Origin of the sequence: Pseudalkalibacillus sp. A8 (assembly GCF_045920555.1) — a bacterium.
Lineage (GTDB): Bacteria > Bacillota > Bacilli > Bacillales > Fictibacillaceae > Pseudalkalibacillus.
The window spans coordinates 2132626-2152932 of record NZ_CP174509.1; the positions used below are offsets into that span (position 1 = coordinate 2132626).

Annotated in this window: 23 protein-coding genes; 16 read left to right on the forward strand and 7 right to left on the reverse strand. The window is 40.7% G+C overall.

The genetic code is table 11. The features are described from left to right. The first annotated feature begins 82 nt into the window (after positions 1-82). Positions 83-976, forward strand: coding sequence for a polysaccharide deacetylase family protein (locus tag ACJROX_RS11110; RefSeq protein ID WP_408010827.1), 894 nt, complete (start codon positions 83-85; stop codon positions 974-976). Positions 977-1035: 59 nt separating this feature from the next. Here the strand turns inward: ACJROX_RS11110 and ACJROX_RS11115 are convergent, their stop codons facing one another. Then, a complete protein-coding gene (locus ACJROX_RS11115) occupies positions 1036-1449 on the reverse strand; it encodes a DUF1885 family protein (protein WP_408010828.1) in 414 nt (137 codons plus the stop codon). Between the two features lie 256 nt (positions 1450-1705). Here ACJROX_RS11115 and ACJROX_RS11120 point away from each other — a divergent pair, with 256 nt between their 5' ends. After that, a complete protein-coding gene (locus ACJROX_RS11120; RefSeq protein ID WP_408010829.1) occupies positions 1706-2005 on the forward strand; it encodes a DUF3055 domain-containing protein in 300 nt (99 codons plus the stop codon). Positions 2006-2222: 217 nt separating this feature from the next. Further along, positions 2223-2351: a GapA-binding peptide SR1P gene (locus ACJROX_RS11125; protein ID WP_408010830.1), complete on the forward strand. Its 129-nt coding sequence runs from the start codon at positions 2223-2225 to the stop codon at positions 2349-2351. 73 nt (positions 2352-2424) lie between these two features. On the opposite strand, the gene ACJROX_RS11130 is transcribed toward ACJROX_RS11125, so the two are convergent. Beyond that, a complete protein-coding gene (locus ACJROX_RS11130; RefSeq protein WP_408010831.1) occupies positions 2425-3900 on the reverse strand; it encodes an aminotransferase class I/II-fold pyridoxal phosphate-dependent enzyme in 1476 nt (491 codons plus the stop codon). Positions 3901-4112: 212 nt separating this feature from the next. Between ACJROX_RS11130 and ACJROX_RS11135 the strand changes: the two genes are divergently transcribed. Further along, complete coding sequence (locus ACJROX_RS11135; RefSeq protein ID WP_408010832.1) at positions 4113-5072, forward strand: NAD(P)H-dependent flavin oxidoreductase; 960 nt, start codon at positions 4113-4115, stop codon at positions 5070-5072. Between the two features lie 167 nt (positions 5073-5239). Here the strand turns inward: ACJROX_RS11135 and ACJROX_RS11140 are convergent, their stop codons facing one another. After that, entirely contained in the window at positions 5240-5881 is a 642-nt protein-coding gene (locus ACJROX_RS11140; protein ID WP_408010833.1) for a YktB family protein, read from the reverse strand. 201 nt (positions 5882-6082) lie between these two features. On the opposite strand from ACJROX_RS11140, the gene ACJROX_RS11145 reads away from it, so the two are divergent. The 3 genes from ACJROX_RS11145 (at position 6083) to ACJROX_RS11155 (ending at position 7710) form a co-directional block, all read left to right on the forward strand. After that, positions 6083-6271, forward strand: coding sequence for a hypothetical protein (locus ACJROX_RS11145; protein WP_408010834.1), 189 nt, complete (start codon positions 6083-6085; stop codon positions 6269-6271). 166 nt (positions 6272-6437) lie between these two features. After that, positions 6438-7235, forward strand: coding sequence for an inositol monophosphatase family protein (locus ACJROX_RS11150; protein WP_408010835.1), 798 nt, complete (start codon positions 6438-6440; stop codon positions 7233-7235). Beyond that, the gene (locus tag ACJROX_RS11155) at positions 7228-7710 is read left to right on the forward strand and encodes a GNAT family N-acetyltransferase (protein ID WP_408010836.1); all 483 of its coding nucleotides are present in this window, start codon (positions 7228-7230) and stop codon (positions 7708-7710) included. The genes ACJROX_RS11150 and ACJROX_RS11155 overlap by 8 nt, the downstream gene beginning before the upstream one ends. 121 nt (positions 7711-7831) lie before the next feature. Here the strand turns inward: ACJROX_RS11155 and ACJROX_RS11160 are convergent, their stop codons facing one another. Next, positions 7832-8023, reverse strand: a complete 192-nt coding sequence (locus tag ACJROX_RS11160) for a DUF5325 family protein (protein WP_408010837.1) — start codon at positions 8021-8023, stop codon at positions 7832-7834. A gap of 190 nt (positions 8024-8213) precedes the next feature. On the opposite strand from ACJROX_RS11160, the gene typA reads away from it, so the two are divergent. From typA to ACJROX_RS11175, 3 genes are all read left to right on the forward strand, one after another. Continuing rightward, positions 8214-10055: a translational GTPase TypA gene (gene typA / locus ACJROX_RS11165; RefSeq protein WP_408010838.1), complete on the forward strand. Its 1842-nt coding sequence runs from the start codon at positions 8214-8216 to the stop codon at positions 10053-10055. Between the two features lie 21 nt (positions 10056-10076). Further along, positions 10077-10394: a YlaH-like family protein gene (locus tag ACJROX_RS11170; RefSeq protein WP_408010839.1), complete on the forward strand. Its 318-nt coding sequence runs from the start codon at positions 10077-10079 to the stop codon at positions 10392-10394. Positions 10395-10499: 105 nt separating this feature from the next. After that, positions 10500-10769: a hypothetical protein gene (locus ACJROX_RS11175; RefSeq protein WP_408010840.1), complete on the forward strand. Its 270-nt coding sequence runs from the start codon at positions 10500-10502 to the stop codon at positions 10767-10769. 4 nt (positions 10770-10773) lie between these two features. Here ACJROX_RS11175 and ACJROX_RS11180 read toward each other — a convergent pair whose 3' ends face one another. Continuing rightward, positions 10774-10974 (reverse strand): YlaI family protein, encoded by a 201-nt coding sequence (locus tag ACJROX_RS11180; RefSeq protein ID WP_408010841.1) that lies wholly within the window; start codon positions 10972-10974, stop codon positions 10774-10776. A 284-nt stretch (positions 10975-11258) separates the two neighbouring features. On the opposite strand from ACJROX_RS11180, the gene ACJROX_RS11185 reads away from it, so the two are divergent. Next, positions 11259-11714 carry a pyridoxamine 5'-phosphate oxidase family protein gene (locus tag ACJROX_RS11185; protein ID WP_408010842.1) on the forward strand — a complete coding sequence of 152 codons (456 nt, stop codon included), beginning with the start codon at positions 11259-11261 and terminating at the stop codon, positions 11712-11714. A 125-nt stretch (positions 11715-11839) separates the two neighbouring features. Here the strand turns inward: ACJROX_RS11185 and ACJROX_RS11190 are convergent, their stop codons facing one another. Next, a complete protein-coding gene (locus ACJROX_RS11190; protein WP_408010843.1) occupies positions 11840-12463 on the reverse strand; it encodes a YhcN/YlaJ family sporulation lipoprotein in 624 nt (207 codons plus the stop codon). A gap of 149 nt (positions 12464-12612) precedes the next feature. After that, positions 12613-13104, reverse strand: coding sequence for a peptidyl-prolyl cis-trans isomerase (locus ACJROX_RS11195; RefSeq protein ID WP_408010844.1), 492 nt, complete (start codon positions 13102-13104; stop codon positions 12613-12615). A gap of 143 nt (positions 13105-13247) precedes the next feature. Here ACJROX_RS11195 and glsA point away from each other — a divergent pair, with 143 nt between their 5' ends. The 5 genes from glsA (at position 13248) to pyc (ending at position 20260) form a co-directional block, all read left to right on the forward strand. Further along, positions 13248-14177 carry a glutaminase A gene (gene glsA, locus ACJROX_RS11200; protein WP_408010845.1) on the forward strand — a complete coding sequence of 310 codons (930 nt, stop codon included), beginning with the start codon at positions 13248-13250 and terminating at the stop codon, positions 14175-14177. A gap of 101 nt (positions 14178-14278) precedes the next feature. Beyond that, positions 14279-14545, forward strand: a complete 267-nt coding sequence (locus tag ACJROX_RS11205) for a DUF1507 family protein (RefSeq protein ID WP_407681733.1) — start codon at positions 14279-14281, stop codon at positions 14543-14545. 505 nt (positions 14546-15050) lie between these two features. Next, positions 15051-15524, forward strand: coding sequence for a site-2 protease family protein (locus ACJROX_RS11210; RefSeq protein ID WP_408010846.1), 474 nt, complete (start codon positions 15051-15053; stop codon positions 15522-15524). Between the two features lie 83 nt (positions 15525-15607). Next, positions 15608-16807 carry a putative lipid II flippase FtsW gene (ftsW, locus tag ACJROX_RS11215; RefSeq protein WP_408010847.1) on the forward strand — a complete coding sequence of 400 codons (1200 nt, stop codon included), beginning with the start codon at positions 15608-15610 and terminating at the stop codon, positions 16805-16807. A 15-nt stretch (positions 16808-16822) separates the two neighbouring features. Continuing rightward, on the forward strand, positions 16823-20260 hold the full coding sequence (pyc, locus tag ACJROX_RS11220; protein ID WP_408010848.1) for a pyruvate carboxylase: 3438 nt from the start codon (positions 16823-16825) through the stop codon (positions 20258-20260). Positions 20261-20307 lie beyond the last annotated feature (47 nt).

The window sequence follows — 20307 nt, forward strand, 5'->3', positions numbered from 1 at the left end:
TAGTCGTTTTGACTCTTTAATAACCTTTCTGGACATTTTATATTAAATAAAGGATAAAAAGAGAGAAAAAAGGGGAGACATCATGAAAAAAACACTAATAGGTATATTGGTTTTGCTATTGGTTGGTTGTGGGGCTCAAGGTTCTCATCAGGATGGGCATGATCAAAAAGAAGGTACGCCGAATGCCTCAGAAGAAACGAATCAGTCAGGTGAAACGGATGCAGAGGAACCAGATCAGGATGGAAGCCAAGATGATGATAAAGAACAGGATGCTGAAGAGGAGCCTGCAGAAGAACCTGCAGAAGAACCTGCAGAAGAACCTGCAGAAGAACCTGAAGAAGATCCGGTTATTACATATACTATACACCCAGCAAATTGGACGCTGAAACCAGACATAGAGACCGAAGATAAAGTAGTGCTGTTGACGATCGATGACGCGCCTGATAAGCATGCATTGGAGATGGCAAAAAAGCTTAAAGATCTAAACGTTCCTGCCATCTTCTTCGTAAATGGACACTTCATGGACACTGACGAAGAAAAAGACATTGTAAAAGAGATTCACGAGATGGGATTTGAAATTGGAAACCACACGATGTCACATGCCAACCTTAGAAACAGTCCCGAAGAAAAACAGAGACACGAGATTGTGACATTATCAGAAGAAATTGAAGCACTCACGGGAAAAGCACCACGTTTTTTCAGAGCCCCATTTGGAATCAACACGGATTTCTCTAAAAAGCTGATGGAAGAACAAGGAATGCTCTTCATGAACTGGACATACGGGTACGATTGGGAAAAAGAGTACCAGACAGGGGAAAGCATTGCTGATATCATGGTGAATACACCGCTGCTCACTAATGGCTCAATCCTATTAATGCACGATCGAGACTGGACTAATGAAGGCCTTGTCGATATCGTTAAAGGATTACAGAATAAAGGATATATCTTCGTACATCCTGATCAAATTGTTGAATAACTGAATTAGAGCCCGCTGCAATTTGTTTATCGCAGCGGGCTTTTTTATATAATTAGCGATCAGCGTTTATAGTAATACATGATTCTGCCGTTGAATAAATGAAGTTCCCCATCCAATTTTTTTGCAAGGAATTTACTGAATTCATTCGCTTTTCCTTTATCACCATGTGTGGATCCTTCAGGTAAAACGATTTGTATGTATGTATTCTCTGAACCCTCATCATCACTTCCGGCTCCCACGAGCATGTAATTATATCCCTGAGTATTCCCTTTTAACAGATAATAAGCTTGTTCTCCGTTTTTTCGTTGTTCAATGGTATATGGAAAGGCAGCTGAGCCATATTCCCAATTTAATTGTTCACCTGTTTTGCTGGTGATTTCCATGTAATAGCGAATAAACTTTTCCACCTCATCTAAAGTGATCGTTTGTTGTTTGGATTTTGCAACAAGCTTTACATATGCACTACTTGACACTATCATTCACTCCTGACAGGAACACCTGAATTTATATTTAATTTTATCATTCAATGAGAAAAAATGACAGACTGTGTCACGAAGAATTGCGAATATTCACTAAGGTTTTTGCGCCAATTGACTCTTAAACTTTTATAGGACAGGTCTTCAACGCGATAAAAAGTATTTAAAAAAGAATGTCGAATAAGTTGTTTTTTAATTGCTAAGCAAGTATAATTAAATATAATATTCAAAAGATTCTGAAGGAGGGCGTGGTATGGATCTTTTTGACAAACTCTATGATGAAGACGAAACGGTTAAAGTGAGGTTTGTAGGATTTACCACGGAACATGTCCGCTACGATTTCGGCATTGTATATACCAACATGTTCTTCGGGAAGCCGCTCGTCGTTTGCATGCAAACCGGGCGCTCGACTTTAATGGATGCTGCTGATCTGAGAAACACTGATAATATCCAAAAAGCATTTAAAATTCAATCAAAGAAAGAAGCGGAAGAGCTTTTATCTTTCTTTGAAGAATCACTCCCTTACTCTCCAATCGCAGAACAATATGATTAATTAGGAAATAGAAATGAGGATTAACCTTTAATGGCGAGCCGTCGTTATCAAGGTTAATCCTTTTTTAAAATCTACATTTAGTTGAATTGGCATCATTGTGCACATAAAATAATTAATGTGTCATACAATTTAGCCTTGACATTATATATGTGACATCATATTATATATGTAACGAATATATAAAGCGCTTACAACAAGCGAAGGGAGAGGAAGAACGATGGGAACAGTAGTTTGTGTGCATTGTAACACCACAATTGAACATTATGATTTTGAGAAGGTAACCACGCTGTATTCCAACTGCCCTGATTGCAAAAACAAAAAGAGACAAGGGAAAAAGACTGCATAACATATAAATATTATGATGAAAGAGGTTGACTGCACATCACTAGTGCCGTCAACCTCTTCTGGTTTAAATCGTTTTATTTGATTGCTTTATATTCTTTGATCACTCGGATCGTTTCAAGCGTTTCATCTTCTGGTCCCTGTACAGGTAATCCAGCTTCAATGTTCTCAAATATATAATCGATATTTTCTTGAGTGATGATTTCGCCTGGGATGAAGATGGGAATACCGGGTGGATAGATCATAACAAATTCAGAAACAATTCGCCCTGTCGACTCTTCAAAAGGAACGCTTTCTGTATCTGCATAAAAAGCGTCACGTGGTGATAAGGAGAGTACTGGAATACTTGGGACACTAACCGGAACAGCTTTTGTGACCTGGCTACCGGTCGTACTGTGTATATTGGAGAGTTCCTTCAATGCCTCGATGAGTTGTTCTACTTCTTCTTCCCGATCTCCAGCAGTGATGATACATAGGATATTGTACAGGTCTGAAAGCTCGACTTCTATATTATGCTGGTCACGAAGCCAAACCTCTACATCGTAACCGGAAACATTCAATTCTTTTACAGATATGATCAGTTTGGTTGGATCGAAATCATAGGTTGCAGGTGTACCTATAATTTCTTTGCCAACGCAGTAAAGATCAGGAATCTCATTGATTTGCTTGCGGGCTTTTTCGGCAAGGTGAATCGACTGTTCCGCCAACTCATATCCTTGGGTAGCGAGCCTTTTACGCGCCACATCCAATGATGCAAGCAATATATAGGAAGTCGATGTAGTTGTCATCATGCTTAGTATCGATTGGACACGTTCTGGTGATACCAAGTTTCCTTTTACATTCAAAATGGAGCTTTGGGTCATGGAACCACCTAATTTATGAACGCTTGTGGCGGCCATATCCGCACCTGCCTGCATGGCAGACAAAGGCAATCTATCATGGAAATGAATGTGTACGCCATGCGCCTCATCTACAAGCACGGGAATATCATAAGAATGGGCTGAGTCTACGATTTCCTTTAAATCAGCACTGATCCCGAAGTACGTTGGATTGATGACGAATAACCCTTTTGCGTCTGGATGCTGAGCAAGGGCTCTTTTAACCGATTCAGTTGTTATTCCATGAGATATCCCTAAGTTCGGATCGATATCCGGATGTATGAAGACAGGCACTGCGCCTGAGAAAATGATCGCTGACATGACTGATTTATGGACATTTCTAGGGACAAGGATTTTGTTGCCTGGGTGGCAGACAGCCATGATCATCGCCATGATCGCACCGCTTGTTCCCTGTACGGAAAAGAATGTATGATCTGCGCCGAATGCCTCTGCCGCGAGCTGCTGGGCCTCTTTGATCATACCGTGTGGGTGATGTAGATCATCCAATGGACCGATGTTAATCAAATCGATGGCTAACGCATTTTCGCCGATGAAGTTACGGAATTCCGGGTCCATTCCGCGGCCTTTTTTATGTCCTGGGATATGGAATTGAATTGGATTGCGTTTGGCGTGGTTCACCAGACCAGTAAAAAGGGGTGTTTCGTTTTGAGACAATCATTACACCTCATTCAATTTATTTTAAATGTAAGCTAGGTAGTTTGTTATGCTAAACTAATATAAAACAAGGAAAAGTATATCAAATATACCACCGCTTGCAAGCTTTTTTTACAACCAGCATCATTTGTTATTCTAACATGTTTCATCAATTTCGAAATTTGTGTTGTTTGAATTACATAGGAACTAAATTTAGCTGATGGGGTGATTGTATGAAATGGGAAACTCGAGTAACAAAATTATTGGGGATTGAATATCCAATTATTCAAGGTGGTCTCGCTCACCTTGCTTATTCTGAATTAGCGTCAGCGGTTTCGAATGCGGGGGGATTGGGTCAAATAACCGCTATGTCCTTATCTACACCAGACAAATTGAGAGATGAAATCAGGAAAGTAAAGGAGAAAACGACAAAACCATTCGGAGTAAATTTTGCAATCGGACAGCACGGCAGGCCGTTTGAAGATATGCTTCAGGTAGCAATTGATGAGAAAGTGCCAGTCGTTTCGATGACAGGTGGAAATCCGAGTCCGGTTTTCAAACAACTAGAAGGTGTGGATGTAAAGAAACTCGTCCTTGTTGCAGCCAAAAGGCAAGCGGTCAAGGCTGAACAGCTAGGGGCAGATGCGGTAATGGTAGTTGGACAAGAAGGGGGTGGGCATATCGGAAAAGATGATATAAGTACGATGGTATTGACCCCGCAGGTAGTAGACGTGGTTTCTATTCCCGTCATCGCGTCCGGCGGAATAGGAGATGGAAAAGGTCTGATGGCAGCATTATCTTTGGGGGCTGAAGGGATTGAAATGGGGACAAGGTTCATTGCCACGAAAGAATGTACACATGCCCACCTTAAATATAAAGAAGCTTTGGTTGATGGGACTGAAACCGATACTTCTATCATTAAAAGGACTCTCGGAGCACCAGGCCGGGTGATCAATAACAAATGGGCAGAGGAAATCCTAGCGATAGAAAAAGTGAATCCGACTTATGAAGCCATCAAGGATCATATATCTGGACAAGCGAATCAAGCTTTTGCAAATCAAGGTCTGTTGAATGAAGGATTTGGCTGGGCTGGTCAGGTCATGGGGAGGATAAAGGATATCCCTTCTGTGGAAGAACTATTTGACAGGATGATTAAAGAAGCGGAAGGTATACGGAAAAAATGGTCTGTATAGCTTTAAAAAATGAATGAGCTGACTCCTTTGCGAGCCAGCTCAATTTCTTTACTGCTAAAGAGGTTTTTAACTATTTATCATTACAGCAGCAAAAAAATGAAAAATCTAATGATAAATACCTATACGTTCAATTTAAACCTGTAATATAATACAATAACTTTAATGGATTAACTAGATTCATGAACCTTACTTGCATAGTTGTATAAAGGGGTTAATGTATGAAATGTCTGATCCATTTTTGCAAGTAATGCTTTCCCATCTTGTAAGATTTCGTCATTGTTCGGGATGTGAATCCCACATAGTAATTCCGCTTTTTTGATATCTTTCAAACGGGTTGTCATTTTAGAAAACTTTTCTTGATCAACCTCAGAATGAGGAATCGCATCAGGTTTCGTATGATCCACTGACCAGACGTAGTCCGCGGGTATCTGTTTCAGAACCTCATCCTGATGTTCAGTAAGTATACGAGCAAAATCTTTTTTCACTGGAGATTCATAAATCACTGCAAACCAGACGAAGAGATGACTCTCAAATAAACCTATTTGAAAGTGCGGAAGTTTCTTATAACCACGTTTACTGTTTGCAAAAGCGACCCAAGTATCATCCGGAGGATTCACTGTTCTTCTAGCATGTTTTGCCGTATGATAAAACATTTCATCGCCTGTAGCTGCAGACAGTGTCGGCGCAAAATGCTCACCTAGTTTTTCAAGCTTTGGACGAATTTGATTTTGGATAGCTTCCATTCTCGCATCGAGCCCTTGGATTTTGAAAACATTAAAATCTTGTTCTGTAAAACCATTGAAATTCACGTGATTCACCTCGTTGTGTATGTAAAATGAGTGTACCATACGAATACTGTGTATCAAAATGTTAAACAGAATGACATAAATATATACGTCACAGAAGTGGGAAGCTAAGTATAACGTGATAGTAGAGTAAAATTTCAGAATAGTATGATAAAACAATCTTTGAAGTGTAAAAATGTTAAAAGAAAAGGAGTGTGAGTTACCATGAAACAAGTGATTCAAACGCTAAAATTGACAGAAGCTGAGCGTCGAATCCCAGTTCTTCGACTCGAAATCGATTATGAATTGGCAACTCTACACGAGGCACTCGTAGCAAAAAATACTGAACAAATCAAACGATCAAAGAAAAAATTAGAACGATTTAGACAAGAAATGTTACAATTAGAGGCATAATAATTGTAAACAGATAGAACGAACCTTTTAATTGCAGGGTTCGTTTTTTATGGGGAGTTAAAGAAAGCAAGAATACTTTCCTCCATATAAGAGTAACTATTGCTTTATCTTTGGAGAGATTTTCATAACAAATACATATTACCGACCGTTTGAAAGGAGTGGCGTTGTGGCGATCAATTGGGATGAAATTCGCGATCAGGCTGTTAAATGGGCAAATGAAGCCGGGGATGTGATACGCGAGTCGTTTGAAAAAGAATTGACTGTTGAAACAAAATCAAATGCCGATGACTTGGTAACGAACATGGATCGTGAAGTTGAAGAATATTTGATCAATCAAATCAAGGAAACTCATCCGGAGCATCAAATACTCGGAGAAGAAGGTGTGGGAGAGGAAGTAACGTCTTTGGAGGGCACCGTATGGATCATTGACCCGATTGACGGAACAATGAACTTTGTACACCAACAGACGAATTTTGCCATCTCTATTGGTGTCTACCATGAAGGGGTTGGGATGGTAGGCGTCATCTATAATGTGATCTACGACGAAATGTTCCATGCTGTAAAAGGAAAGGGAGCCTATTTGAATAATGTAAAGTTACCTGATCTAGAAGAGGTTCCAATTGAAAAATCCATTATTGCGATCAATGCCACATGGATCACGAGGAACAAACGAATTGACCCAGCTAGATTAATTCCTGTTGTCGATCGGTGCCGGGGTACACGATCTTATGGTTCGGCAGCTATTGAACTTGCTTTCGTTGCTGCAGGGCGACTGGACGCCTATATTACGATGCGTTTATCACCATGGGATTTTGCTGCTGGAAAGGTTTTAATCGAAGAAGTGGGTGGACGTGTAACAAACTTGGATGGTGATCCATTAGACATGCTTGGCAGAAACTCCATATTTGCTGGAAAAGCTGATCTCCATCAACTGATTTTAGACGAATATCTTAGCAATGATTGAACGGAATTTGAGGAAGGATGATCTGGGTATAATCTCAGAATGGTTTAAGCATTCATCAGATTGGATTAAAGAAGAAGGTTTGTTGAAGGAAGAGATTGACCCGCAAAGAATCGAGGTATGGATGGCCTTATATGACAGATACGAAGGTGTCTGGTTGGTTTGGGAGGATAATAAATCGATCAAAGGGATCAGTTATCATATTCTTGATTCACCTTCCAACAAGAAGCCCTGGATTGGCATGGTAATGGTAGATCCACAGGATAGAGGGCATGGATACGGTAGACGTATCATCCAGTTAGTATGTAGGAAACTTCAACAGGAGCCAGACAACATCGTATTTGCTGGATGTCCCTTTAGACAAGTGAAATGGCTCCGATTTCTTGCAGCCTGTGATTTCGAACAGATCGGATTAGACACTTTATCAGGAAAAAGATATATAAAACTAGCAAGGCTTTTATTACCGAACGACCAGTGACTATTTCTAAAATGATGGACCGGTGGAAAAATAAAAATAACAGGGAATCCTTAAACCAGAATCGAAACTTGGTTGATTCATGTTAAGAGGCATTCCCTGTTTTGCATTTCGCTATGTTCTTTCAATGATTCCTTTGGTTTTCTTCTCTAAATTTCTTTTTAAGTTTAAAACCAGTGCCCATAAGGATGAAAGTAGCAACAAGAGCGATGACAGCAAGCAGTATGCTCTGCTCTCCAATCGCTACTCCAATCAAAGCGATATTAAAAGTTACTAAAATAGAGATTAAAATAAAAATGATGGATTGTTTATTCATGGTCTACCTCCTAGATATAGTGTATCGAAAAATGATGGAAAGAAAAAGTTTATTATTTGTGTTATAATAGGAAAGTTGAAATTTATTTGGGTTACACCATCAAGAGGATGTTCGAAAAGCCATCATATAGCTGATCGGTTTTACAGTGTGATTCGTACTTTTTGAGCACATATATTAAGGAGAGATTGAAGTGAATCTTCGAGAAGAACTACGTAATATTGCGATTATTGCCCACGTAGACCACGGCAAAACGACGTTAGTCGACCAGATGCTCCACCAATCCGGAACGTTCAGAGATAACGAACAGGTCAGTGAGCGTGCAATGGATTCTAATGATCTGGAAAAAGAACGTGGAATTACGATTTTGGCTAAAAATACAGCGATCAATTATAAAGAAAAGCGAATAAACATTATGGACACGCCAGGACATGCTGACTTCGGTGGAGAAGTGGAACGTATCATGAAGATGGTAGATGGTGTGTTGCTGCTCGTCGATGCATATGAGGGTTGTATGCCTCAAACCCGTTTTGTATTGAAAAAAGCACTTGAACAAAAATTGACACCGGTAGTTGTCGTCAATAAAATTGACCGGCCATTTGCCCGTCCGGTTGAAGTAGTAGATGAAGTGCTTGACCTATTCATCGAGCTGGGTGCTGACGATGATCAGCTGGAATTCCCAGTGGTCTATGCTTCAGCTTTGAATGGAACTGCAAGCTTAGATCCTGAACAGCAAGATGAAGACATGACAGCCATTTTTGAAGCAATTTTAGAACATATCCCTGCTCCTGTGGATAACAGCGACGAACCGCTTCAATTCCAGGTATCATTGTTGGACTACAATGATTATTTAGGCCGTATCGGTATCGGCAGGGTGTTCAGAGGGACGATCAAAGTCGGCCAAAGCGTTGCTTTGATGAAATTGGATGGATCAGTCAAAAAGTTTCGGGTCACAAAGCTTTTCGGCTTCCTTGGATTAAAACGTGTCGAGATTGAAGAAGCCCGCTCAGGTGACCTAGTCGCGGTATCAGGTATGGAAGAAATAAACGTAGGTGAAACAATTTGTCCTGAGAACAACCAGGATCCGCTTCCAATTCTCCGAATCGATGAACCGACTATTCAAATGACGTTCCTTGTGAACAACAGTCCGTTTGCAGGCCGTGAAGGTAAATATCTCACAAGCCGGAAAATTGAAGAAAGACTGAATCAACAGCTTGAGACTGATGTAAGCTTACGTGTAGAAAACACGGATTCACCGGATGTTTGGACTGTTTCAGGACGCGGAGAGTTACATCTATCAATCTTGATTGAAAACATGCGGAGAGAAGGATATGAACTCCAAGTTTCTAAGCCTGAAGTTATCATCCGTGAAATCGATGGACAAAAATGTGAGCCTGTAGAGCGCGTCCAGATCGACGTTCCTGAAGAACATACTGGGGCGATCATGGAATCTCTAGGTGAGCGTAAAGGTGAAATGGTCAACATGGTCAATCATGGTAACGGTCAAGTAAGACTTGAGTTCCTGGTACCTGCACGTGGATTGATCGGTTATACGACAGAATTCTTAACTTTGACTCGTGGTTATGGTATCCTGAATCATTCTTTCGACAGTTATCAACCATACATCCAGGCAAAAATCGGTGGCCGTCGTGAAGGTGTTCTTGTTTCCATGGAATCCGGTAAAGCCTCTCAATATGGAATCATTAATGTTGAAGATCGTGGAACGATTTTTGTAGAGCCTGGAACTGAAATTTATGAAGGAATGATTGTCGGAGAACACAACCGTGAAAATGACATCACGGTGAACCTGACAAAAGTGAAGCAACTGACGAATATGCGTTCAGCGGGTAAGGATAACACAGTTTCAATGAAAAAGGCGCGTGTAATGACACTTGAGGAAGCCCTTGAATATTTGAACGATGATGAGTATTGTGAAGTTACACCTGAATCTATTCGCATGCGTAAGAAAATCCTTGATAAGAATGAACGTGAACGTATAGAGAAGAAGAAAAAATTGGCACAGCAAAATTCTTAATGAAAAAGGGAGACGGTACCTTTGGAAGTCGATATCAACGAACGTCTTCAGTTCTTTGCAAAGCTTTATAACGTCGATACGAATCCTGAAGTCGGTATGTGGTTCTTGTACTTGACCGTTCTTCTTTTATCTATCATCGTCTTCAAGTTGGGGTTTTCAAGGAAGTTACCGTTACTTAAAGCTGCGGTGGTCTATACATTCCTTGGGCTCGGCTGTACGATTCTGACTTTTTTCGCTGTATTTCTCCCCGTGACAGAAGGGTTGATGGTGGCAGCGGCAATTTTGATCATATATAAGGTAAGATTGCATCAATCCAAGAAAGAAGAACAAAGTGAATGAATAAAAGAAGGGGCTGACTTGATTTTTAGTCAGCCCCTTTTTAAACTTAGAACAACACTATTAATTTGCTGCTCATTTACATAAGTTTGTAATCGGAGGTATATGATGAATTTACAAGATGCTTTGTATAATTGGCTTACGATCAAGAAGGTTTCTGATGAAAGGGAAGAAGATCAAGCAGCAAAGGATACACTTGATTTTTTTGCAGAAATATTGAGAGATGACCATCAAGTTGCAGATCTTAAAACCGTAAAGAAACCTCCATTTTATTATATTCACTATAATATCGATGGTAAAGAATACAAAAAGCAGTTTCCGATTGAATTAATTGACGCATTATATGAATCAATCGAATCTGAACCTAAATATAACTGATCGGTTACCACGTTTCTTCCTGTGAGGAATCCCGATATGTCACAAAATTTCCGGAAATCTTACGCTCTTCTGTTCTTACTTTTATCCTTGAATGACAAGGTTGACACATGTATGTGTGAATGGGTCTATTCCTTAGTTTTTTAGCTAGAGGGCTCTGGTCTTCAATTTTTTCGATTTTATCACATAAAACACATTTGACACGCATTTTATCCACCTCTTTCTAAGACAAGTATACCATGAATGAATTAAAACGTATAAATAACAATGGTGAAGGGATTTAGCCTTGTCTTGTAGAAGGTATATGTATCATTGGAGGACCAACACTACAAATAGGTTGTTAATGACCATTCGTTCATGAGGAGACAGAGTTCGAGTGATTAGAGTTCCGACGTACGGTCCGTCTAAATGACCAGAGGAAAGAAACTGACAAAGAAATCCACCGCGCTTATCATGGAATAATGAAGTGTTTGATTAAAGGAGCTGGTAATGTTGGCAACGAAAAGTTTATCATCATTGAATGAAACGCAGTTTCGTCTTTTGCAGAAAGAGTGCTATGTAGTGGTGAATACTGTCGATCCTGTTGAACATACGCCATATGTCAATGCTATCTCCTGGGTGTATGCACCTGATGCCGAAACAATTGTTTTTGCTGTTGACTCACGTTCGAAAGCGGTCGCAAACATAAAAGTGAATGAAAATATTTCGATAACATTGATTGAAGATGAGACAACATCTGTTATCAACGGAACTGCTCAAGTTTTACAAGAACGTATGGATGCTGTACCAATCAAGCTGGCAAAGATAAAAGTCCATATATCAGAAATAAGAGATGCTATGTTTTACGGTGCAAAAATATCCCAGCCTCCACTTTATGAAAAGACCTATGACGCTCAAGCTGCAGCCAGGCTTGACAAGCAGGTCATGACTGCATTGAAAAGCAACTGAAACTTCTATAATTAGGCATTGAAATTTTCACGATTCAACAATTGAATATAACAGAGCCCATAAATTAATGGTTTGAGTAGAAAAGAAAAGCTGATCCCAGGTATATTCTGGGATCAGCTTTTGGATTAACGAGTTTCTTTGATTTTATTTGGGTCGCTAGGTGTGCTTTTACCTTGTTTTTGTTGTTGGTTTTGTAGGTTTTTCTCTTCCTGCTTTGGAATGCTCTTATCGTTTTTGCGTACAGGGTCTGGCTCTCTCTTATTGAGTTGGCCAGGCATCTCAGGCATAAGGCGGCCAGTGATCGCTGCTAATTCCTCGAAAATACCACCAACCGGTTTTCCAGCACCAATTTGTCTGCCCATTTCTTGTAAACGGGCATAAATATCAGGATCGGCTGTAATGACAGCACTGGCTCCATACGGATCATGCTGGAGAGCTTCAGCAACACTGTATTTGATGGACCCGACTCTTGAGCGATCGATATGATCATCTACATCGATCCCTACCACTGCATATTTTCCCAGCACAACAGCGGTCGCATCCTTTACATCAGGTTCCCTAGTCGCAATATCTACAAGACGTTTAGAAATTTGTCGGGAACTTTTTCTTTCATCTTTAGAGTATTCAACACTTTGTTTAACTTTGATAGGTTTTGAATCATTCCCAAAGCTCTGGTCATTATTATTATTTTGACAGGAAATTAACAGTACTACACATAGCGTAACCAAGAAATAAGGAAGTTTCCGCAACGTTGTTCATCCTTTCATATAACTCAAGTTACGCTTATTCTTCGTATAATCTTCTATCTTTATTCAAATGGACATAGGTTAGTAAGGAGTTGTAAACTGCAATAAAAAAGCCTGCATCCTTTTAGATACAAGCAGGCTGTTTAAATGGTTTATTTTACGATGATCCGGTTGATGTGTCGGATTGGCTCATTTTTGTTTGATCCATCGCCATAGTAGAAATGAACCGGTCCATCTTCAAGTGGTTTCCCGTTCAAAGAAAATCCGAGTATACACTTTTTAGCTTCATTAATCGAAAGGGATACAACCTCACCGGTGGATGTTTGTAATTCGATGTACTTCGCATCTTTCGGTTTTGCGTTTTCAAGGAAAGGATTCAACGGAATACCATAAGACTTCGTAAACAACTCTTCTTTATTATAGTGGATTTTGTTTTCGTTGGTATGCGTAGGAACTTTAGCACCTTCCGTCCGTTCCCGATCCCAATGCTCCGATACATCTTTCGTATAAGAATCTTCAGACTCGGTTTTTTCTTCATCAAAATATGTACTTAAATCAACTTTTCTATCATCAAAGATCCAGACACCTGGGTCCAGTGTGATTGGATAGACGACATTACCTTCGATCATTACGATGGATTCCATCATGCTCACTCCTTAAAAAAATTCAGTATTAAGTATAACGTTCCCTCTTCAATTTGTCACATTAGGGTATAGTACTACTAAATGAAGAAATGGCCATAATTAGTATAAACAGTACTTTGTGACAATCTTGGAGGTGCCTATACATGTATTGTGAAACAGATGAAGAACTGTTAGAACTATTGGAACGTGCCAGGAAGTATACGGAGCAAGGAAAAGTGGCCAGTTATATCCCTGCTCTGGAAAGGGCAGATCAAAATGATTTATCGCTTGCTCTTTATTACACCGATGATAAATGTGTAAAGGCAGGAGACGTAGAAAAAAAGTTCACCCTCCAAAGTGTGTCGAAAGTGTTGACCTTAGCTCTAGCAATCATGGACAGGGGAGAAGATGAAGTGTTCCAAAAAGTGGGGATGGAACCTACAGGAGATCCGTTCAACTCGATTGCGAAGCTTGAAACCCAAGTACCAGCAAAACCTTTGAATCCAATGATCAATGCTGGAGCTTTGGTCGTGTCGAGTATGATCTCGGGCATTTCTGTTCATGAAAAGCTTGGGCGGTTGTTAGCCTTAGTCCATGATATGACGAATAATGCAAGTATTGATATAGACCTGGAGGTGGCACAATCAGAATTTGAGACAGCTCATCTCAATCGTTCATTATGTTATTTCATGAAACAGCATGGCATTGTAGAAGGTGATGTCGAGGAGTTGATTGAGTTGTATACCAAGCAGTGCGCCATACAAGTGACTTGTTATGACCTGGCAAGGATTGGAATGATTTTAGCAAATAAAGGCGTTGATCCAAAGACCAATAGAAAGATTTTGCCAGAGCGTATCGCTACGATCGTCAAAACTTTCATGGTAACATGCGGGATGTATAATGCTTCAGGTGAATTTGCCATCCAGGTGGGAATACCATCAAAGAGCGGAGTGTCCGGGGCGATTCTAGGCCTTGTACCTCCATCAATAGGAATCGGTGTATACGGCCCAGCGCTCAATGAGAAAGGGAATAGTATCGGTGGAGTGAAATTACTTGAAATGCTTTCACAACGTTATGATTTGAGTATTTTTTAAAGGCAGGCAGGTTGATTTATGTTGCAATTTCAGCGTTAAGACGATAGTATTAGTAATAGAGAGAGGCACTTGGAACGGAGGGATTCGATTTGTCGACTGAGATGGTTACCGGTCATCGTGAAAAAGCATTTGCCTTACTTCAAGCAGATGCAGAAAAAATCCTTAAATTGATTGAAGTTCAAATGGAAAACTTAACGATGCCGCAATGCCCTCTCTATGAAGAAGTCCTTGATACCCAAATGTTCGGACTTTCTAGAGAGATAGATTTTGCAGTACGTTTGGATTTGATTGAAGCTGAGCAAGGAAAGGCGTTGCTAGAGTCACTTGAACGCCAACTGACAGCTTTACACGATGCTTGGTCTAAATGAAGCTAAAGTCCATGTCCTATATATAAAGCTCAAACTGTCGATTGATGGTTTGAGTTTTTTACTTAGGCTTGGTTAAATAGTAATGTTGATTTTTTAGGAAATTTTTAAAGCGAAATTCGCGACACTCCAGCCGGAAAAGCGAACCAGGCGAGACCCTACAGCGAGGTTGCGGATGTGATGTCCAGCTCAGCGACCAGTCACTTGGATCACTTCAAACTTCTGGCCACAGCCTCCTCGTCAGTCTTCCAGTGATCTACGTGCGGGTCGCTTCCGCTTTTCTTTTGCCCACGGAAAGGGAGTGAATTTTGCATTTATCAACAATGAACTTTAACAGAGCCTCTACTTATGAAAGAAAATCACTATCTACATTGCATGATACCAGGCACACTTCAAGATAAGCTTTCTTGAGCGCTTTTTGAAACTTGATAAAAGATTCACATATCAGAAAATAAGATGCTTATATCATATGGTACGATAGGAGGGAGAGATAAAGGGGGAAACGGGGATGACTTTCTTTCTGCTTGTTATTTTTGTGTTATTTCCATTAGCCACGTTCCTACACGAAGTGGGCCATTATCTTACCGCCCGTCTGACCGGGATCAAGAATGTCTGTATAAGAGTAGGCATAGGGCCGCCTATTTTACATATCAATAATCGGTTATTGAAGTTAGATTGTCGTTTGTTTTACTTTATCGGTGCCCATACCCTTTCTGGCAGGATCGGTGAGACTACATCTTTCAATCGGTTTCTCATCACCCTGAACGGTCCTTTGGTCAATGCAGTGGCAGCTACTTGTCTTTGGGGGCTTTATGGATCGGATAGCTTGCTTTTAGGTAATACAATCACTATATTTGCCTTCATCAATTTGTGGATCGCTATTGGAAATCTTCTGCCTATTAAAATCAACAACCGAAAATCAGACGGTTATATTTTATTAGAAAGCTTGTGGAGTTTTATTACAAGACCTAGACAAATCTAGGAATTGTTCTTTTTATGGAAGGAAAAAGGTTATTTTACTCGAATATTTTTGTTATATGAAATTTTATGTGAGGGTTGACCATCATGTTCAAAAAAATGTTTAAAAACTATGATTATACAATGATTGCGGTTGTTCTGGCTTTATGTACAATCGGTCTCGTGATGGTATACAGTGCCAGCATGATTGTGGCAGTTACTCATTATCAGGAATCAAGTGACTTTTTTTTCAAAAAACATCTTGTCTGGGTTCTCTTAGGGGTCATTACGTTCTTTGTGTTCATGATCTTACCTTATAAGATGTATCAGAAGTTGATCGTTCCAATCACACTCGGTATGTTAGGAACGTTGATATTAGTAAAATTCATTGGTACCGAGGTGAATGGTGCGAAAGCCTGGTTCTCAGTGGGTGGGTTTAGTATCCAACCCGCTGAGTATGCTAAAATCGGGATCATTATTTATTTGGCATCCGTCTTTTCTAAGAAACAGGACTACATATCAGATTTCAAGACAGGCGTGGTACCCCCTCTGATTGTATTATCCCTCGTCTGTTCACTTGTGTTCATTCAGCCTGACCTTGGAGGTATGTTAGTCATTGCAATGTCTGCTGCTGTGATCATTTTATGTTCCGGCATGAGATGGACACATCTATCGATGATGGTAGGCGGGATCGGATTACTTGGATTCATCGGTTATAAGTTTTTATTGAGTCAAGAACAGCTATCTAGATTTGCTGCAGCCTATCGTCCATTTGATGATCCTTCAGGTGATGGCATGCAACTGATCAACGGTTACCTCGCTTTAGGGACTGGCGGTTTATTTGGTAAAGGTCTGGGGCAGAGTATCCAAAAATATGGTTTTCTGCCCCACCCGCATACAGACTTCATTATTGCAATCATTGCAGAAGAACTAGGTTTTATCGGTGTACTGGCTATCATTTTGATGATCATGTTCATCGTATTCAAAGGGATTTATGTTGGCTTACATTGTAAAGATGCGTTCGGCAGCCTTTTGGCAATCGGGATATCCGGTATGGTCGGAATCCAGACGATCGTCAATTTAGGTGCGGCATCGGGAACACTCCCATTGACTGGTGTGACATTACCCTTCATTAGTTATGGTGGATCCTCACTTATCTTGCTGATGATTAGTATGGGTATACTGGTTAACATATCGATGTTTGTTAAATATCGGAAACAGAAAACCCCTCCAGCTGATCAGTCTAACTCTATATCGCAGCAACGAACGAAGTTGAAAGTCGTTTCACAGCAACGTTTATCACAATAAAGGAGGAATATCAATATGCAAAAGATCAACAAAATTCTTGTCGCAAACCGTGGTGAAATCGCAATTCGGATTTTTCGCGCCTGTACAGAACTGGATATCCGTACAGTCGCCGTTTATTCAAAGGAAGATTCCGGTTCCTTCCATCGATATAAAGCAGATGAAGCTTATTTGATCGGTGAAGGTAAGAAACCGATTGATGCATATCTCGATATCGAAGGGATTATCGAAGTCGCTAAGCGGTATGGTGTCGATGCAATTCACCCTGGATATGGATTCCTTTCAGAAAACACTCATCTTGCAAAAAGGTGTGAAGAAGAGGGGATCATCTTTATTGGCCCCAATACTGAGCATCTGGATATGTTCGGTGATAAAGTTAAAGCGAGAGAACAAGCGATCAATGCCGATATCCCAGTCATTCCAGGCAGCGACGGCCCTGTTGAAACACTCGATGAGGTACGCAGTTTCGCCAAAGAACATGGCTTTCCGATCATCATCAAAGCCACCCTTGGCGGTGGCGGAAGAGGGATGCGAATCGTACGGAATATGGCATCTTTAGCGGATGCATATGATCGTGCAAAGTCCGAAGCAAAAGCCGCTTTTGGAAAAGACGAAATCTATGTTGAGAAATTTGTTGAAAATCCTAAGCATATTGAAGTCCAAATCCTTGCTGATAATCATGGGAATGTCCTGCATTTGTATGATCGTGATTGTTCAGTCCAAAGGAGACACCAGAAGGTCGTCGAGGTAGCACCGAGTGTTTCATTGACAGAGGAAAAACGCAATGAAATTTGTGAAGCTGCTGTAAAATTGATGGAAAAAATAGATTATGTAAATGCTGGCACAGTGGAATTCCTTGTGTCTGAAGATGGGTCCTTTTACTTCATTGAGGTGAATCCGCGTGTTCAGGTTGAGCATACGATAACCGAATTGGTCACGGGTATCGATATCGTACAATCACAAATCATGATTGCGGAAGGCTATCAGTTGCACGATAAACCACTTGGGATTCCAGAACAAGACAAAATTCACTGTCACGGTGTGGCGATCCAATGCCGTGTTACAACTGAAGATCCTGCAAATAACTTCATGCCTGATACAGGAAAAATCATGGCTTATCGGACCGGTGGAGGATTCGGGGTACGTTTGGATGCTGGAAACGGGTTCCAAGGTGCAGAAATCACTCCTCACTATGATTCTCTGCTTGTTAAACTATCTACATGGGCGTTGTCCTTTGAACAGGCGGCTTCCAAAATGGTCCGGAACCTGAGAGAGTTCCGTATCAGGGGAATCAAGACAAACATTTCATTCTTGGAGAATGTAATTAAACACGAAAAATTCGTATCAGCTGAGTACAACACGTCGTTCATTGATTCAACTCCGGAATTGTTTGTGTTCCCGAAAAGGAAAGACCGTGGAACAAAAATGCTGACTTATATCGCAAATGTCGCCATCAACGGTTTTCCGGGACTTGGTGTCCAAAAGAAGCCTGCATTCAGTAAACCGAGAATTCCTTATGTAAACTATACGAAACCCATTCCAGATGGAACGAAACAAATTTTAGACAAGCAAGGTGTTGAAGGATTGACGGAATGGATCAAATCTCGAGAGGAAGTCCTTTTGACTGACACGACATTCAGAGATGCTCATCAGTCCTTGCTTGCTACACGAGTTAGGACACATGACTTGCTTCAGATAGCAGAACCGACTTCCCGACAAGTTCCAGAATTATTTTCATTGGAAATGTGGGGAGGAGCCACATTCGATGTTTCTTATCGATTTTTAAATGAAGATCCGTGGGAAAGACTGATCCAACTTCGGAAAAAATCTCCGAATGTGTTGTTCCAAATGCTTTTGAGAGCTTCGAATGCAGTTGGTTACAAAAACTATCCCGATAACATCATTCGGGAATTTGTCAATAAATCAGCTGATGCTGGAATCGATGTATTCCGTATATTTGATAGCCTGAACTGGCTTGATGGAATGAAAGTGGCAATCGATGCGGTAAGAGAGACAGGCAAAGTTGCAGAAGCTTCCATCTGTTACACAGGTGATATTCTTGATCCAAAAAGGCCGAAATACAACCTGGATTATTATGTAACAATGGCGAAGGAGCTTGAACAAGCTGGTGCACATATCCTAGGGATCAAAGATATGGCTGGATTGTTGAAACCGCAGGCAGCATATGAATTGATCTCTGCGTTGAAAGAAGCTGTCGATATACCGATCCATCTTCATACACACGATACAAGCGGAAACGGAATCATGACCTATGCCAAAGCAGTGGATGCTGGCGTGGATATTGTCGATGTAGCCATAAGCTCGATGGCAGGTATGGCGTCCCAACCTAGTGCCAACTCTTTATATTATGCTCTCGAGGGGAATGGAAGACAGCCTAAGGTTTCCATTCAGAACCTTGAAGAACTTTCCCATTATTGGGAAGATGTCCGTAAATACTACCAAGGATTTGAGAGCGGTTTGATCGCGCCACATACAGAAATCTATGATCATGAGATGCCTGGTGGACAATACAGTAACTTACAACAACAGGCTAAGGCGGTTGGACTCGGGGAGCGCTGGGATGAAGTGAAAAGCATGTACCGAAGGGTGAATGACCTGTTCGGAGACATCGTCAAAGTTACCCCATCTTCCAAAGTTGTCGGGGATATGGCTCTTTATATGGTGCAGAATGATCTGACCGAAGATGATATTTTTGAAAAAGGTCAATCGCTGGACTTCCCGGATTCAGTAGTAGAAATGTTCCAAGGATACTTAGGGCAGCCATATCAAGGTTTCCCTAGGGAATTGCAACAGATCATCTTGAAGGGAAGAGAACCGCTTACTGTCAGACCTGGTGAATTATTGGAACCGGTTGATTTCAAAGAGTTGCAGGAAACCCTATATCATAAGTTGAACCGGCCAGTAACAAGCCACGATCTCATTTCTTATGCGCTTTATCCGAAGGTGTATCTTGATAGAGAGCAGATGATCGAACAATTCGGTGATATCAGTGTACTGGATACCCCGACTTTCTTGTACGGCATGAGATTAGGGGAAGAAGTCGAAGTTGAAATTGAACAAGGTAAAACCTTGATTGTAAAACTCGTTTCCATTGGAGAACCTCAATTGGATGGTACCAGAACAGTTTATTTTGAATTGAATGGACAACCTCGTGAGGTTGTTGTGAAAGATGAGAATGTGAAAGCTGAAGTTGTAGCGAAACCGAAAGCTGATAAGAATAATGAGAAGCATATTGGAGCATCTATGCCTGGTACGGTGATAAAAGTTCTAGTAGATAAAGGTGAAAAAGTCAAGAAAGGCGATCATCTGATGATTACTGAGGCTATGAAAATGGAGACAACAATCCAAGCTCCTTACGATGCAGAAGTAAAGGATCTATTCGTGTCGAACGGAACAACGATACAACCAGGTGACCTATTGGTCGAATTAGCTTAATTGAATAATATATATCAAAAAAGGGGCTGACGATTGTGTCAGCCCCT

Coding starts and splice junctions, on each gene's coding strand:
- ACJROX_RS11210 (WP_408010846.1), top strand. CDS start 15,051: ATGACTTTCTTTCTGCTTGTTATTTTTGTGTTATTTCCATTAGCCACG.
- ftsW (WP_408010847.1), top strand. CDS start 15,608: ATGTTCAAAAAAATGTTTAAAAACTATGATTATACAATGATTGCGGTT.
- ACJROX_RS11155 (WP_408010836.1), top strand. CDS start 7,228: ATGATTGAACGGAATTTGAGGAAGGATGATCTGGGTATAATCTCAGAA.
- ACJROX_RS11195 (WP_408010844.1), bottom strand. CDS start 13,104: ATGGAATCCATCGTAATGATCGAAGGTAATGTCGTCTATCCAATCACA.
- ACJROX_RS11160 (WP_408010837.1), bottom strand. CDS start 8,023: ATGAATAAACAATCCATCATTTTTATTTTAATCTCTATTTTAGTAACT.
- ACJROX_RS11125 (WP_408010830.1), top strand. CDS start 2,223: ATGGGAACAGTAGTTTGTGTGCATTGTAACACCACAATTGAACATTAT.
- ACJROX_RS11135 (WP_408010832.1), top strand. CDS start 4,113: ATGAAATGGGAAACTCGAGTAACAAAATTATTGGGGATTGAATATCCA.
- ACJROX_RS11180 (WP_408010841.1), bottom strand. CDS start 10,974: ATGCGTGTCAAATGTGTTTTATGTGATAAAATCGAAAAAATTGAAGAC.
- ACJROX_RS11110 (WP_408010827.1), top strand. CDS start 83: ATGAAAAAAACACTAATAGGTATATTGGTTTTGCTATTGGTTGGTTGT.
- ACJROX_RS11175 (WP_408010840.1), top strand. CDS start 10,500: ATGAATTTACAAGATGCTTTGTATAATTGGCTTACGATCAAGAAGGTT.
- glsA (WP_408010845.1), top strand. CDS start 13,248: ATGTATTGTGAAACAGATGAAGAACTGTTAGAACTATTGGAACGTGCC.
- ACJROX_RS11145 (WP_408010834.1), top strand. CDS start 6,083: ATGAAACAAGTGATTCAAACGCTAAAATTGACAGAAGCTGAGCGTCGA.
- ACJROX_RS11120 (WP_408010829.1), top strand. CDS start 1,706: ATGGATCTTTTTGACAAACTCTATGATGAAGACGAAACGGTTAAAGTG.
- ACJROX_RS11205 (WP_407681733.1), top strand. CDS start 14,279: ATGGTTACCGGTCATCGTGAAAAAGCATTTGCCTTACTTCAAGCAGAT.
- pyc (WP_408010848.1), top strand. CDS start 16,823: ATGCAAAAGATCAACAAAATTCTTGTCGCAAACCGTGGTGAAATCGCA.